General features: G+C 71.3%; 11 protein-coding genes and 3 tRNA genes. 10 read left to right on the top strand and 4 right to left on the bottom strand.

Annotation, left to right across the window (positions count from 1 at the left end):
• Window positions 1-135 precede the first annotated feature (135 nt).
• The 3 genes from CKO13_RS06720 to CKO13_RS06710 form a co-directional block, all read right to left on the bottom strand.
• Window positions 136-390 (bottom strand): acyl carrier protein, encoded by a 255-nt coding sequence (locus CKO13_RS06720; protein ID WP_200258272.1) that lies wholly within the window; start codon window positions 388-390, stop codon window positions 136-138.
• A 65-nt stretch (window positions 391-455) separates the two neighbouring features.
• On the bottom strand, window positions 456-1,142 hold the full coding sequence (locus CKO13_RS06715; protein WP_200258269.1) for a hypothetical protein: 687 nt from the start codon (window positions 1,140-1,142) through the stop codon (window positions 456-458).
• Window positions 1,139-2,344, bottom strand: a complete 1,206-nt coding sequence (locus tag CKO13_RS06710; protein WP_200258267.1) for a hypothetical protein — start codon at window positions 2,342-2,344, stop codon at window positions 1,139-1,141. Before CKO13_RS06710 ends, CKO13_RS06715 begins: the two co-directional genes overlap by 4 nt.
• A gap of 165 nt (window positions 2,345-2,509) precedes the next feature.
• On the opposite strand from CKO13_RS06710, the gene CKO13_RS06705 reads away from it, so the two are divergent.
• From CKO13_RS06705 to CKO13_RS06665, 9 genes are all read left to right on the top strand, one after another.
• A tRNA-Leu gene (locus CKO13_RS06705) sits at window positions 2,510-2,599 on the top strand.
• 81 nt (window positions 2,600-2,680) lie between these two features.
• On the top strand, window positions 2,681-3,982 hold the full coding sequence (gene tig, locus CKO13_RS06700; RefSeq protein WP_200258264.1) for a trigger factor: 1,302 nt from the start codon (window positions 2,681-2,683) through the stop codon (window positions 3,980-3,982).
• A 31-nt stretch (window positions 3,983-4,013) separates the two neighbouring features.
• Window positions 4,014-4,649, top strand: coding sequence for an ATP-dependent Clp endopeptidase proteolytic subunit ClpP (clpP, locus tag CKO13_RS06695; protein ID WP_200258262.1), 636 nt, complete (start codon window positions 4,014-4,016; stop codon window positions 4,647-4,649).
• Between the two features lie 86 nt (window positions 4,650-4,735).
• Window positions 4,736-6,019: an ATP-dependent Clp protease ATP-binding subunit ClpX gene (gene clpX / locus CKO13_RS06690; protein WP_200258260.1), complete on the top strand. Its 1,284-nt coding sequence runs from the start codon at window positions 4,736-4,738 to the stop codon at window positions 6,017-6,019.
• A gap of 164 nt (window positions 6,020-6,183) precedes the next feature.
• Entirely contained in the window at window positions 6,184-8,616 is a 2,433-nt protein-coding gene (gene lon, locus CKO13_RS06685) for an endopeptidase La (RefSeq protein WP_242467933.1), read from the top strand.
• Window positions 8,617-8,772: 156 nt separating this feature from the next.
• Window positions 8,773-9,045: an HU family DNA-binding protein gene (locus tag CKO13_RS06680; protein WP_200258255.1), complete on the top strand. Its 273-nt coding sequence runs from the start codon at window positions 8,773-8,775 to the stop codon at window positions 9,043-9,045.
• Window positions 9,046-9,059: 14 nt separating this feature from the next.
• A tRNA-Val gene (locus tag CKO13_RS06675) sits at window positions 9,060-9,135 on the top strand.
• A 23-nt stretch (window positions 9,136-9,158) separates the two neighbouring features.
• Window positions 9,159-9,235, top strand: a tRNA-Asp gene (locus tag CKO13_RS06670).
• A gap of 131 nt (window positions 9,236-9,366) precedes the next feature.
• Complete coding sequence (locus tag CKO13_RS06665) at window positions 9,367-11,271, top strand: SurA N-terminal domain-containing protein (RefSeq protein ID WP_200258252.1); 1,905 nt, start codon at window positions 9,367-9,369, stop codon at window positions 11,269-11,271.
• Window positions 11,272-11,354: 83 nt separating this feature from the next.
• Here the strand turns inward: CKO13_RS06665 and CKO13_RS06660 are convergent, their stop codons facing one another.
• A complete protein-coding gene (locus CKO13_RS06660) occupies window positions 11,355-12,146 on the bottom strand; it encodes an enoyl-ACP reductase FabI (protein WP_200258248.1) in 792 nt (263 codons plus the stop codon).
• 181 nt (window positions 12,147-12,327) lie between these two features.
• On the opposite strand from CKO13_RS06660, the gene CKO13_RS06655 reads away from it, so the two are divergent.
• The gene (locus CKO13_RS06655; protein ID WP_200258245.1) at window positions 12,328-13,548 is read left to right on the top strand and encodes a TsoY family (seleno)protein; all 1,221 of its coding nucleotides are present in this window, start codon (window positions 12,328-12,330) and stop codon (window positions 13,546-13,548) included.
• The last annotated feature ends 47 nt before the right edge of the window (window positions 13,549-13,595 follow it).

Genomic DNA, 13,595 nt, shown 5'->3' with positions numbered 1-13,595 from the left:
GCCGGGATCGACTCCAGCCTCGGCCGCGGGCGGGCCGAGTGCGCCGCGCCCCTCGCGTGGCCCGCGGTGGACCGGACGCTGGTCTGGCGGCTCGATCTCGGGTGAGGCGCTGGGCGGGGGCGCCCGCCCGGCGGCTCAGCAGGGGGCGCGCTTGGCGTCGACGACGGCCTGCAGTGAGCCGAGGGTCGCGAAGAGCTCCGCGGTCACCTCGTCCTCCTCGAGGCGCAGGCCGAAGCGCTCCTCGAGGGCCTCGACGATGAGCACCACGGCCATCGAGTCGAGCTCGGGGAGCTCGCCGAGCAGCCGCGTCTCGGCCGTGAACGCCTGGGCCCGGCCGCGCAGCTGCAGGGTCTCGTCGAGCAGCGCGCGGAGCTCGTCTTCGGTGCTCAAGGGGTGAAGACCTCGGTATCGGCCAGGGTATCCTCGGATAGCATAGCAATCTCGCGCCGGCGGGCTCAGCGCCGGCGCTGCGGCGGTCGCGGGCCCGGCGGCGGCTCGGCGCCGACCGCCGCCTGCCGGGCGCGCCGGAGCATGGCCTGGAGGTCGTGGAGCAGGCCCTGCGCCTGCGGCGTCGCCATGCGCTCGGCGCTGCCGGAGCGCCAGAGCAGGAAGCCGCCGATCACCATGGCGAGGCTCACCGCGAGGCTGAGCAGGGAGATCAGGAGCGCGCCGCCGCCGACGGCGTAGGCGACCCGGTGGAGGTTGCCCTCGAGGCCGTCGGCGCGGTGGGCGTTGCCCGGGTTCGCCGCGGAGTAGGCGATGCGCACCGGCTCGCCGAGCGGCGGCGGCCGGCGGGCGCGGATCCGGGCCGGCACCTGGTGGTCCCGCCCCGCCGCCTCGAAGGCGTAGACCGGCCGGTAGCGCAGCGGGCCGGCCTCCTGGGCGAGCTCGATGACCTCGGCGACCCAGCCCTGGGTGGTGCGCTGGTCCGGGTACTCCGGGGGCTGGAGGTAGCGGCCGGCGAGCAGGAGCGCCCCGCCGAGGAGGGCGCCGACGAGCACCCCCGAGACGCCCCCGAAGCCGGTGACCGCGCCGACGAGGATCAGCGCCCCGCCGGCGAGCACCTTCGCCGCGCCGCGGCCGGCGGGATCGTCCGCCCAGCAGTCGCGCAGGGCGGTGAGCAGGGGGTGGATACGCCTCATGCCGATGCCTCCGCCTCACTGGTGCCCGGGCGTTGCTGCGCCTCCTGCCGCGCCCGCCAGCACTGCGGGTGGACCGGGGCGAGGCGCTCGATGCAGCTGTCGAAGTAGCTCGGCGTGTCGATCAGGCACTGCTCGCAGTCGGGCATCTCGTAGCGCAGCGCCTGGCGCTCGCCGTGGGGGATGAGCTGCGTCGTGGCCAGGCTCTGGCAGGCGTGGTCGTAGTCGGCGACCCGCGCCTCCCAGTCCGGCTCCGCCGTCTCGAGGCTCTCGCCGCAGAGCGCGCAGCGCCCCTCGTGGCGCCGGAAGAGGCGGCTGCGCATGTAGGGGTGGATCGGCGCCTTGCGCACGAAGCGCTCCCAGGCCTCGCCGTCGTGGCCCTCGCGGGCGGCCTCGGCGTCCTGGCTCCCCCAGCGCACCCGCCCCTGGCGCTGCTCCTCCTGGCGCAGGCGGCGCTCCCGGCGCTCGCGGCGCCGGCGGGCGGCCCGGTCCTTGACGGCGACCAGGCGCAGGACGTCGGGGATCCCGCCGGAGACGAGGTCGACCGGGTGGGCCGTGCTGCGGTAGGCCTGGCGCGTCGAGGTATCCGCGATCCAGATGATCGCCTGGGCGCCGAGGGCCTCGCCGATGGCGGCGGCCCGCCCCAGCGCCGCCGGGAGCCCCTGGTTGAACTGCTCGGGGGCGAGGATGTAGACGCTGTAGCGGGCCTCGTCGGTGTCGATGAGCAGGTTCGCCACGCCGGCGGCGGTGCCGACGTCGAAGCGGTAGTGGAACTCGGGGCCGTTCTCGCGGATCCAATCGCGTAGGGTTCGGGGCGTGTGCTGAGGGTTGAGCCCGGCCTCGCCGGGCTCGGCGTCGGCGGCGCCGCTGCGGCCCGTGCCGTAGCGGCGCAGCTGCCGCCACGCCCAGGGGCCGACCAGCCGGGCCGCCATGGCGAAGGCGCCCGCCGCGCCGACGAGCAGCAGCGGGGCGAGCCGGTCGAGCAGGCTGTACGCCTGCCCGAGCAGGGGCGGCGAGGGCCGGGTGATCAGCGCCGGGATCAGCGCCGCGGCGGCCAGGGCGAGGGCGCCGCTCTGCCACGCCCGGGCGGCCCGCCACTGCCGGGCGCTCGCGCTCGCCGGGGCGAGGCGGCGGACCCGGGCGGCGGTGGCCTCGCGGGCGACGGCTAGCAGGAGCAGCAGCACGATACCGAGCGTTGCGGGCAAGGGGTCTCTCGCTTCTTGTTCGCCTAGGGGGATCGGCGCCCCTGTCCCTCGGCAGCGGCGCCGATCCCGGCCCATTATGCGGACGTTGCGGGTCAGCGGCCTAGCGCTGTTATACTAGCGCTGTGTTGGGGGCAGGTCATTCGCTGCTTGTGCCCCCTCGATCGTGCGAAAGTGGCGGAATCGGTAGACGCGCCGGGTTTAGGTCCCGGTGGGGCATGGCGCCCCGTGAGAGTTCGAGTCTCTCCTTTCGCACCAGATCGCGCGGCCGCGCCGCTCAGGGCGCGGCCTTGTCGAGACGATTCACGACCCAACGTTTAGATCCCTAAGGACTTCCCGATGCAAGTTTCCGTGGAGACGACCCAAGGCCTGGGCCGGCGCATGACGGTCCACGTTCCGGCCGAGCGCGTTGAGAACGAGATCGAGCGCCGCCTGCGCGATCTCTCCGGCCGGGTCAAGATGGATGGATTCCGCCCCGGCAAGGTGCCGATGAAGGTGGTGCGCAAGCAGTACGGCCAGCAGGTGCGCAGCGAGGTGCTCAACGAGGTCGTGCAGCAGAGCTACTCCGAGGCCTTGGAGCAGGAGGGGCTGCGCCCCGCCGGGAGTCCGCAGATCTCGCTCAAGAGCGCCGAGGAGGGGCAGGACCTGGAGTACGAGGCGAGCTTCGAGCTGCTGCCCGAGATCGAGGTCGGCGGCGTCGAGCAGATCCGCGTCGAGCGCCCCGCCGTGGAGATCACCGACGAGGACCTCGGCAACGTCCTCGAGCGCCTGCGCCGCCAGCACGCCAGCTACGAGCCGGTGGAGCGCCCGGCGCAGGACGAGGACCGCGTCATCCTCGACTTCTCCGGCACCATCGACGGCGAGCCCTTCACCGGCAGCCAGGCCGAGGATGCCCCGGCGGTGCTCGGCGCCGGGCAGCTGCCGCAGGCCTTCGAGGAGGTGCTCCAGGGGGCCGAGGCCGGCGGCGAGTGGACCGTGGAGCACACCCTGCCCGAGGACCTCTCCGATGAGCGCCTCGCCGGCAAGACCGCGCAGTTCGAGCTGCGGCTCAAGCGGGTCGAGGCGCCGGTGCTGCCCGAGCTCGACGAGGCGTTCGCGCAGCAGTTCGGCATCCAGGAGGGCGGGGTCGAGGCCCTGCGCGAGGCGCTGCGCAGCAACCTCGAGAGCGAGCGCGACCAGGCGGTCCGCCAGCGGCTCAAGCGCCAGGCGCTGAACCAGCTCGCCGAGCGCAACGAGCTGGAGATCCCGCAGACGCTCGTCGACAGCGAGATCCAGGCCCTGCGCGAGCAGTCCGGCGCCGGCGAGGGCGAGGAGGTGCCGGACTCGGAGCGCTCGGCCTACGAGGAGACGGCGCGCCACCGCGTCAAGCTCGGGCTGCTGGTCAACCACCTCGTGCGCAGCCAGGGCATCGAGCTCGATCGCGAGCGGCTGATGCAGCAGCTGCGCGAGATGGCCGCCAGCTCCGGCCACGACCCCCGGGAGGCGCTCCAGGAGTACGCGCAGAACCGGCAGCTGATGGAGAGCCTCGAGGCCTCGGTCATCGAGGAGCAGGTCGTCGACTGGCTCCTTGAGCAGGTCCAGGTCGAGGACCAGCCGATGAGCTTCGACGAGCTCATGAACCACGACGCCGCCACGGCGTGACCGCAGCGAACCACGCAGGAGTCCCCGAGCCATGACCGAACCGCAAGGCCAGACGCCGCTGGACCCCCAGGCGAGCGGCCTGGTGCCCATGGTCGTCGAGCAGTCCCCGCGCGGCGAGCGGGCCTACGACATCTTCTCGCGCCTGCTCAAGGAGCGGGTGGTCTTCTTCGTCGGCCCCATGGAGGACTACCAGGCGAACCTGCTGGTCGCCCAGCTGCTGTTCCTGGAGTCGGAGAACCCCGACAAGGACATCCACCTCTACATCAACTCGCCCGGCGGCTCGGTGACCGCCGGGCTGGCGGTCTACGACACGATGCAGTACATCAAGCCCGACGTGGCGACGCTCTGCGTCGGCCAGGCCGCGAGCATGGGCGCGCTGCTGCTCGCCGCCGGGGCGCCGGGCAAGCGCTCGGCGCTGCCCAACTCGCGGATGATGATCCACCAGCCCCTCGGCGGCTTCCAGGGCCAGGCGACGGATATCGATATCCACGCCCGCGAGATCCTGAGCATGCGCGACCGGCTCAACCGGATCCTCTCCCACCACACCGGCCAGGACCTCGAGAAGATCCGCAACGACACCGAGCGCGACAACTTCATGAGCGCCGAGGTGGCGGCGGAGTACGGGCTCGTCGACCACGTCCTCCAGCGGCGCCACGGTGCGGAGTGATCCGCGCCGGGGGCTGTTGCGTCCCCCCCGGAAAGGGTGCATTGTTATCGATAACCGCCGAATAGCTGAGAAGCCGAGGCCGTGGCATGACTGACCGGAATCAGGGCAAGAGCGACGACAGCAGCAAGGTCCTGTACTGCTCGTTCTGCGGGAAGAGCCAACACGAGGTGCGCAAGCTCATCGCCGGGCCCTCGGTCTTCATCTGCGATGAGTGCGTCGAGCTGTGCAACGACATCATCCGTGAGGAGCTCCAGGAGGGCAGCGCCAGCGAGGGCGGCGGGCTGCCCAAGCCCCACGAGATCCACCGGGTGCTCGACGAGTACGTCATCGGCCAGGACCACGCCAAGAAGGTCCTCTCGGTGGCCGTCTACAACCACTACAAGCGCCTCGAGGGGCACGGCGCCAGCGGCGACGACGTCGAGCTGACCAAGAGCAACATCCTGCTCATCGGCCCGACGGGCTCGGGCAAGACGCTGCTCGCCGAGACCCTGGCGCGGCTGCTCAACGTGCCGTTCACCATCGCCGACGCCACCACCCTGACCGAGGCGGGCTACGTCGGCGAGGACGTCGAGAACATCATCCAGAAGCTGCTCCAGAAGTGCGACTACGACGTCGAGAAGGCGCAGCACGGGATCGTCTACATCGACGAGATCGACAAGGTCACGCGCAAGGGCGATAACCCGTCGATCACCCGCGACGTCTCGGGCGAGGGCGTGCAGCAGGCGCTGCTCAAGCTCATCGAGGGGACCACCGCCTCGGTGCCGCCCCAGGGCGGGCGTAAGCACCCGCAGCAGGAGTTCGTGAACGTCGACACGAGCAACATCCTGTTCATCTGCGGCGGCGCCTTCGCCGGGCTCGACAAGGTCATCCAGGAGCGCTCGGAGAGCGGCGGCATCGGCTTCTCGGCGGAGATCAAGAGCGAGAAGGAGCGCGCCAGCGTCAGCGAGATCCTCCAGACGGTGGAGCCGAGCGACCTGGTGCGCTACGGGCTGATCCCCGAGTTCGTCGGCCGCATGCCGGTGATCGCCACCCTCGACGAGCTCGACGAGACGGCGCTCATCGAGATCCTCAAGGAGCCGAAGAACGCCCTGGTCAAGCAGTACCAGAAGCTCTTCGAGATGGAGGGCGTCGAGCTCGACCTGCGCGACGACGCCCTGCGCGCCGTGGCGCACAAGGCCATGGAGCGCAAGACGGGCGCCCGCGGGCTGCGCACCATCATCGAGCAGATCCTGCTCGAGACCATGTACGAGCTCCCCTCCATGGAGAACGTCAGCAAGGTGGTCGTCGACGAGTCCGTGATCGCCGGCGACAGCCGCCCGTACATCGTCTACGCCGGCCCGGAGCACTCCAAGGCCGCCTCCGACGAGTGAGGCGGCCGCCGCCGGCGGCGGCTTGAAACCCCACCGATCGATCCCAACCCTTAGGCGAGTGGCAGGGCGCCTAAGGTTGCGGCCGTGCGCCCTGCACGGGCACACGTCAGCGAGGTCCGAACCCCATGGCATCAACGACCGAGACACCGCAATCGTACCCCACGATGGACCAGACCCCGGTCCTGCCGCTGCGCGACGTGGTGGTCTACCCGCACATGGTCATCCCGCTGTTCGTCGGCCGCGAGCGCTCCATCCACGCGCTCGAGTCGGCCATGGAGAACGACAAGCGGATCTTCCTCGTCGCCCAGCGCAGCGCCGAGGTCGACGACCCGGGCGGGGACGACCTCTACGCCTACGGCACCGTGGCCTCGATCCTGCAGATGCTCAAGCTCCCCGACGGCACGGTGAAGGTGCTCGTCGAGGGCAGCGAGCGGGCGCAGCTCGTCGAGCTCGCCGACAGCGGCGAGTACCTCTCGGCCCGGGTGGTGGTCACCCCCGAGCCGGCGCACGACCCGGAGGACCGCGAGATCGAGGTGGTGGCGCGCTCGGCGACCAACCTCTTCGAGCAGTACGTCAAGCTCAACAAGAAGATCCCGCCGGAGATCCTCTCCTCGCTGTCGGGCATCGAGGAGCCGGGGCGGCTGGCCGACACCATCGCCGCCCACATGTCCCTGAAGGTCGAGGAGAAGCAGAACGTCCTCGAGATGGAGGACCCGCGGGCCCGGCTCGAGCACCTGATGGGGCTCATCGAGGGCGAGATCGACGTCCTGCAGATCGAGAAGCGCATCCGCGGGCGCGTCAAGCAGCAGATGGAGAAGTCCCAGCGGGAGTACTACCTCAACGAGCAGATGAAGGCCATCCAGAAGGAGCTGGGTGAGCTCGAGGACGTCCCCAACGAGGTCGAGGAGCTCGAGCGCAAGATCGAGGAGTCGGGCATGCCGCAGCAGGCGCTCGACAAGGCGCGCCAGGAGCTCAACAAGCTCAAGATGATGTCGCCCATGTCCGCCGAGGCGACGGTGGTGCGCAACTACCTCGACTGGCTCGTGAGCCTGCCGTGGAAGGACCGCACCCGGGTGCGCCACGACCTCAAGCGCGCCCAGCGTGTGCTCGACGAGGACCACTACGGCCTCGAGAAGGTCAAGGAGCGGATCCTCGAGTACCTGGCCGTGCAGCGCCGCGTGCGCAAGCTCAAGGGGCCGATCCTCTGCCTCGTGGGCCCGCCCGGCGTCGGCAAGACCTCCCTGGGGCAGTCCATCGCCCGGGCCACGAACCGGCGCTTCACCCGCATGTCCCTCGGCGGCGTGCGCGACGAGGCCGAGATCCGCGGCCACCGGCGGACCTACATCGGCTCCCTGCCGGGCAAGATCGTCCAGAACCTGAGCAAGGCGGGCAAGCGCAATCCGCTCTTCCTGCTCGACGAGGTCGACAAGATGGCCATGGACTTCCGCGGCGACCCCTCCTCGGCGCTGCTCGAGGTCCTCGACCCGGAGCAGAACCACAACTTCAACGACCACTACCTGGAGGTGGACTTCGACCTCTCCGACGTGATGTTCGTCTGCACGGCGAACACCATGAACATCCCGGAGCCGCTGCTCGACCGCATGGAGGTCATCCGCCTGCCCGGCTATACCGAGGAGGAGAAGGTCGCCATCGCCCAGCGCTACCTGCTGCCCAAGCAGATGAAGGCCAACGGCCTGCGCAAGGGCGAGCTGGAGGTCAAGGAGAGCGCCATCCGCGACGTCATCCGCCACTACACGCGGGAGGCCGGCGTGCGCAACCTCGAGCGCGAGCTCGCCACCGTCTGCCGCAAGGTGGTCAAGGGGCTCGTCGAGGGCGAGCGCAAGGGCGCCAAGAGCAAGCGCGTCCAGGTCACCCGGCGCAACGTGGACAAGTACCTCGGCGTCCGCCGCTACCGCTACGGGGTCGCCGAGACCGAGGACCGGGTGGGGCAGGCCACGGGCCTGGCCTGGACCGAGGTCGGCGGCGAGCTGCTGACCATCGAGGTCGCCGTGGTGCCCGGCAAGGGGCGGGCGACCCAGACCGGGCAACTCGGCGACGTCATGAAGGAGTCCATCGACGCCGCCACCACCGTGGTGCGCAGCCGCGCCCGGGCCCTGGGGCTCGAACCGGACTTCTATACCAAGTACGATTACCACATCCACGTCCCCGAGGGGGCGATCCCCAAGGACGGCCCCTCGGCGGGGATCGGCATGTGCGTGGCCCTCGTCTCGGCGCTGACCGGCATCCCGATCCGCTCCGGGGTGGGGATGACCGGCGAGATCACGCTGCGCGGCGAGGTCCTGCCCATCGGCGGCGTCAAGGAGAAGCTCCTGGCCGCCCTCCGCGGCGGGATCACCACGGTGCTGATCCCCTCGGAGAACGAGAAGGACCTCGCGGAGGTGCCCAAGGAGGTCAAGGCCCGGCTCGATATCCGTCCGGTGCGCTGGATCGACGAGGTCTTCGAGGTCGCCCTGACGCGCCAGCCGCAGCCGCTGCCGCAGCCCGAGGGGGAGGAGCCGGGCGCCGAGGCTGAGGTCCAGGTCGCCTCGCGCTCCTCGGTCTCGGAGACCCAGACGGATACGACGCGCCCCCACTGAGCCAGGGGCAAGTTGACACGGGAGAAAAGGCGTTGCTATAAACCTCCCCCATCCGACGGCTCACCTCGCCGCGCTAAGCCGGGGCGGCGGGGCGCGCGAGCCTTGGGGGTTGCGAGGCCACGAGACAACCGACCAATAGAGGAAGAGGACATCGGGATGAACAAAAGTGAGCTCATCGAGGCGGTAGCCGACTCTGCTGATCTGTCCAAGGCGGCGGCTTCACGTGCCGTGGACGCTATGGTAGAGTCGGTCACCGACGCGCTCCGTGAGGGGGACCAGGTGACGCTGGTCGGCTTCGGCACCTTCACGGTTCGGGATCGGGCCGCCCGGACTGGCCGCAACCCGCAGACGGGTGAGACCATCCAGATCCCGGCTTCGAAAGTCCCGGGCTTTAAGCCTGGCAAAGCGCTCAAAGATGCGATAAACTAAGAGACTCCTGAACGGGGTGGTTAGCTCAGCTGGGAGAGCGTCGCCCTTACAAGGCGAATGTCGGGGGTTCGAGCCCCTCACCACCCACCAGGAGCTCGAGAAGCGAGCAACTCGGAGCGGTAGTTCAGTTGGTCAGAACGCCGGCCTGTCACGCCGGAGGTCGCGGGTTCGAGCCCCGTCCGCTCCGCCATATCCAGCACGGCAGCGATGCCGGCAAAGAAGGCGCCCTCGAGGCGCCTTTTTTGTGTGCGCTAGACCGACCGCCGGCGCAGGCGCCCGCCGTGGCGGCTCCGTTCCACCTGAACCGGTAGAAGGCGAGGCATGCTTCAGTCGATACGAGACGGGATCAAGGGCTGGGTCGCTTGGCTGATCGTGGCCCTTATCGCGCTGCCGTTCCTCTTCATGGGCGGCGCCGAGTACTTCCGCGGGGGCGGCGGCGAGGCCGTGGTCGCGAAGGTCGGCGACCAGGAGATCCAGCGCCGCCAGCTCGAGCAGGCCGTGCAGCGCCAGCGGGCCCGGCTGCGCGAGATGTTCGGCGGCGAGCTGCCCGAGGGCAGCTTCGACGAGGCCGCCCTGCGCCGCGGCGCCCTCGACCAGCTGATCGACCGGACGCTGCTCTACGACTACGTCGAGCGGCAGGGGCTGCGCGTCAGCGACCAGGCGGTCGCCCGCGAGATCCGGGGCCAGGGGCTGTTCCAGCAGGACGGGGCGTTCTCCGAGGAGCGCTACCGCAGCCTCCTCCAGCGCAACGGGATGGCCCCCGCGGACTACGAGGCCCTCGTCCGCCGCGACCTGCTCGTCGGCCAGCTCCAGCAGGGCGTCCAGGCCAGCGGCCTCGCCACCCCCGCGCGCCTCGAGCGGATCGTCCGCCTGCGCGACGAGGCGCGGAGCTTCTCCTACGCCGAGGTCCCCGCCTCGGCGATGCGGGAGGGGGTGAGCGTCGATGAGGCCGCCGTCGAGGCCTACTACCGGGAGCACCCCCTCGAGTACATGACCCCGGAGGCCGTGCGCCTGAGGTACGTCGAGCTCCGCCTCGAGGACCTGCGCGACGAGGCGCAGATCGACGAGCAGGCCCTGCGCGAGCGCTACGAGCAGAGCCGCGGCGCCTACGCCGACGGCGGCCGGCGCCGGGTCCGGCATATCCTCCTGCCGCTCGACGAGGACGCCGGTGCGGCGCGGGCCGAGCAGGTGCGCGCCGAGATCGCGCGGCTGCGGGAGCGCCTGCGCTCGGGCGGCGCCTCCTTCGCCGAGCTCGCCGAGGCGTACTCCGAGGACCCGGGCTCGGCCCAGGAGGGGGGCAAGCTCGGCTGGATCTCCCGCGGCGAGATGGTCGAGCCCTTCGAGGAGGCCGCCTTCAGCCTCGAGGAGGGGGCGGTCTCCGAGCCGGTACGGACGCGCTTCGGCTACCACCTGATCCGGGTCGACGAGACCGAGCGCGGCGAGGCCCAGAGCTTCGCGGCGGTGCGCGACGAGATCGAGGCCGAGCTGCTGCGCGAGCGGGTGGGCGATCAGTTCGCCGAGCGGCGCAACGAGCTCGCCAACCGGGCCTTCGAGCAGCCTGAGAGCCTGGAGCCGGCCGCGGAGGCGCTCGGCCTCACGGTGCAGACCAGCGGCTGGATCCCCCGCGGCGGGGGCGAGGAGGGGCTGGCCCGGTTCCCGGCGGTGGTCGAGGCCGCCTTTAGCGAGGAGGTCCTCGAGCAGGGCTACAACAGCGAGCTCGTCGAGCTCGGCGAGGAGCGCTTCGCGGTGGTCCGCGTGGCGGAGCGCCGCCCGCCGGCGCCGCGGCCGCTGGCGGCGGTGGCCGACCGGATCCGCGAGGCGCTGCGCGACCAGCGCGCGGCCGAGCGGGCCCGGGAGCGGGCCGAGCAGCTGCGGGAGGCGGTGGCCCAGGGGCAGGGCCTTGAGGAGGCCGTGGCCGAGAGCGCGGCGCGGCTGCACACGGCGGAGCAGGTGCGCCGCCGCGACCAGGGGCCGCCGGCGCCGGTCCGGCGCGCCGCCTTCGAGATGGGGGTCGGCCAGGTGCGCCTGGTCGAGCTCCGGGACGGCTCCGCGGCGCTCGTGCGCCTCGAGGGGGTCGAGCCCGGCGACTGGGAGGCGCTTGCCGAGCAGGAGCGCGAGCAGCTGCGCCAGCAGGTGCGCGCCATGGCCGGGCGCTCCGAGCTCCAGGCCCTGATCCGGGCCCTGCGGGCCGACGCCGAGGTGCAGATCCACGACGAGCGGCTCTAGGAGCGGGGAGGGCGGGCGGCCCGCGCCGCCTCGCCGGCCCCGCCGCCGCTCCGGCGGCGGGGCGCGGAAGGTGGGCCGGCCGGCTAGAGCTCGGCGCCGGAGAGGGCGACGCTGTGGAAGCCGGCGTCGACGTGGACGATCTCGCCGGTGATCCCCGAGGCGAGGTCCGAGCACAGGAAGGCGCCGGCGTTGCCGACCTCGAGGGTCGAGACGTTCTTGCGCAGCGGCGAGGCCTGCTCGTTGTGGCTCATCATCTGCTTGAAGCTGCCGATCCCCGAGGCCGCGAGGGTGCGGATGGGGCCGGCGGAGATGGCGTTGACCCGGATCCCCTCGGGGCCGAGGTCCGCGGCCATGTAGCGCACGCTCGACTCGAGGCTCGCCTTGGCGGCGCCCATGACGTTGTAGTTGGGCAGGGAGCGCTCGCCGCCGAGGTAGGTCAGGGTCACGAGGGCGCCCTGGCGCTCGCGGAGCATGGCCCGGCCGCAGCGGGCGAGGGCGACGAAGCTGTACGCGGAGATCTCGTGGGCGCCGCGGAAGCCCTCGCGCGTGGTGTTGTCGACAAAGGAGCCGGTCAGCTCCTCGCGCGGGGCGAAGGCCACGGCGTGGACGATGCCGTCGAGCCCGTCCGGCCACTGCTCGGCGAGGGCGCTGAAGACCCCCTCGATCTCCTCGTCCGAGCTGACGTCGCAGGGGTAGACGAGCTCGCTGCCGACGGACGCGGCGAGCTTGGCCACCCGGTCGCGTAGCTTCTCGTTCTGGTAGGTGAAGGCCAGCTCGGCCCCCTCGCGGTGCATCGCCTCGGCGATGCCCCAGGCGATGGAGCGGTCGCTGGCCACCCCCACGATCAAGATGCGCTTATTCTGCAGAAACCCCATTGAACGACTCTCCGCCGATTGCTCATGACACCGCGCTCATCCTAACACGGGCGCGCGGGGCGGGCGGGGTGTCCCCTTTTGACAATGCATTCCCAAAAGTGCATAAATTATCTCTTTTCGCCCGCCCTGCGCCGAGGGCCTGAGAGGACCGCGGCGCGACGGGCCGCTGGAAGGAGGCGCGATGCTACGCCGTATGCCCCGGGATCTCGGCTCGAGCTACTCACCGCTGTACTTCCTCGCCGCCCTCGGCGCCGGGGGGTTGGCGGTCTCCTTCTTCATGTGGCTGCTCTTCTGGATCCCCTCGCCCGGCCACCCCATCCCCGTATTCGCGGATATCGCCGCGGCCTTCGAGCAGGGCGGCTTCCTCAGGCGGGCCGCGATCGCCGGGGCGTGGACGGGGATCGCGGCCTTCGCCCTGATGCACGTCCGGCTGCTGCTGTGGAACCTGCGCGAGTTCCGCGGCTTCCGCCGGACGCCGGCCTACCGGCAGATGCTCAACGACCGCACGGAGATCCAGCTGCTGGCGGCGCCGCTGGCGGTGGCGATGACCATCAACGTCGGCTTCGTCGTCGGCGCGGTCTTCGTGCCCGGCCTCTGGTCGGTGGTGGAGTGGCTCTTCCCGGCGGCGATGGCCGGCTTCCTCGCCGTCGGCGTCTGGGCGCTGTGGTGGCTGGGCGACTTCTGGGGCCGGGTGCTCACCGAGAGCCACTGCGACTGCGCCGCCGATAACAGCCTGGCGCAGCTGCTGCCCTCCTTCGCCCTGGCGATGGTCGGCGTCGGGCTCGCGGCGCCGGCGGCCATGAGCCAGCTCCCCGGCACCGCCGCCGTGAGCCTCGTGCTGTCGAGCTTCTTCATGGTGAGCGCCGTGCTCTCCGGCGCCGTGATGCTGGTGCTCGGCATCCGGGCGATGCTCGAGCAGAGGGCCAACCCGGTGAGCGCCCCGAGCCTGTGGCTCGTCGTGCCGATCCTCACCGTCATCGGCATCACGCTGGTGCGCCAGACCCACGGCTTCCACGTGCACTTCGGCAGCGAGGCCGGCGGGATCGAGACCCTGGGGATGCTCAGCTACCTGCTGGTCACGCAGATCGCCTTCGGGCTGCTCGGCTGGGTCGTGATGCGCCGCTACGGCTACTTCAAGCGCTTCATCTTCGGCCCCGAGAACTCCGCCGGCTCCTACACGCTGGTCTGCCCCGGCGTGGCGCTGGCGGTGATGCTGCACTTCTTCACCAACGTCGGGCTGGTCAAGCACGGCGCCCTGGCGCCGTTCAGCCCCGTCTACTGGGTGCTGACCGGGGTGGCGATCGCCATCCAGGCGGCGACGATCCTGCTGGTCCTGCGGCTCAACGCCAAGCACTTCCGGGCGGCCGGCGTGCAGGGGCCGAGCGCCGTCCCCGCCCGCTGAGCCCCCGCCCGGTCCGCCGCCCTCGCGGCCCGGGCGGGGGCTCAGCG

The organism is Halorhodospira neutriphila (genome assembly GCF_016584055.1).
GTDB classification, from domain to species: Bacteria; Pseudomonadota; Gammaproteobacteria; order Nitrococcales; family Halorhodospiraceae; genus Halorhodospira; species Halorhodospira neutriphila.
This window is presented reverse-complemented; position numbering and strand designations above follow the sequence as displayed.

Excerpts from the sequence above, each read along its gene's own strand:
- CKO13_RS06715 (WP_200258269.1), bottom strand. The coding sequence starts at position 1,142 with ATGAGGCGTATCCACCCCCTGCTCACCGCCCTGCGCGACTGCTGGGCG.
- tig (WP_200258264.1), top strand. The coding sequence starts at position 2,681 with ATGCAAGTTTCCGTGGAGACGACCCAAGGCCTGGGCCGGCGCATGACG.
- clpP (WP_200258262.1), top strand. The coding sequence starts at position 4,014 with ATGACCGAACCGCAAGGCCAGACGCCGCTGGACCCCCAGGCGAGCGGC.
- clpX (WP_200258260.1), top strand. The coding sequence starts at position 4,736 with ATGACTGACCGGAATCAGGGCAAGAGCGACGACAGCAGCAAGGTCCTG.
- lon (WP_242467933.1), top strand. The coding sequence starts at position 6,184 with ATGGACCAGACCCCGGTCCTGCCGCTGCGCGACGTGGTGGTCTACCCG.
- CKO13_RS06680 (WP_200258255.1), top strand. The coding sequence starts at position 8,773 with ATGAACAAAAGTGAGCTCATCGAGGCGGTAGCCGACTCTGCTGATCTG.
- CKO13_RS06665 (WP_200258252.1), top strand. The coding sequence starts at position 9,367 with ATGCTTCAGTCGATACGAGACGGGATCAAGGGCTGGGTCGCTTGGCTG.
- CKO13_RS06660 (WP_200258248.1), bottom strand. The coding sequence starts at position 12,146 with ATGGGGTTTCTGCAGAATAAGCGCATCTTGATCGTGGGGGTGGCCAGC.
- CKO13_RS06655 (WP_200258245.1), top strand. The coding sequence starts at position 12,328 with ATGCTACGCCGTATGCCCCGGGATCTCGGCTCGAGCTACTCACCGCTG.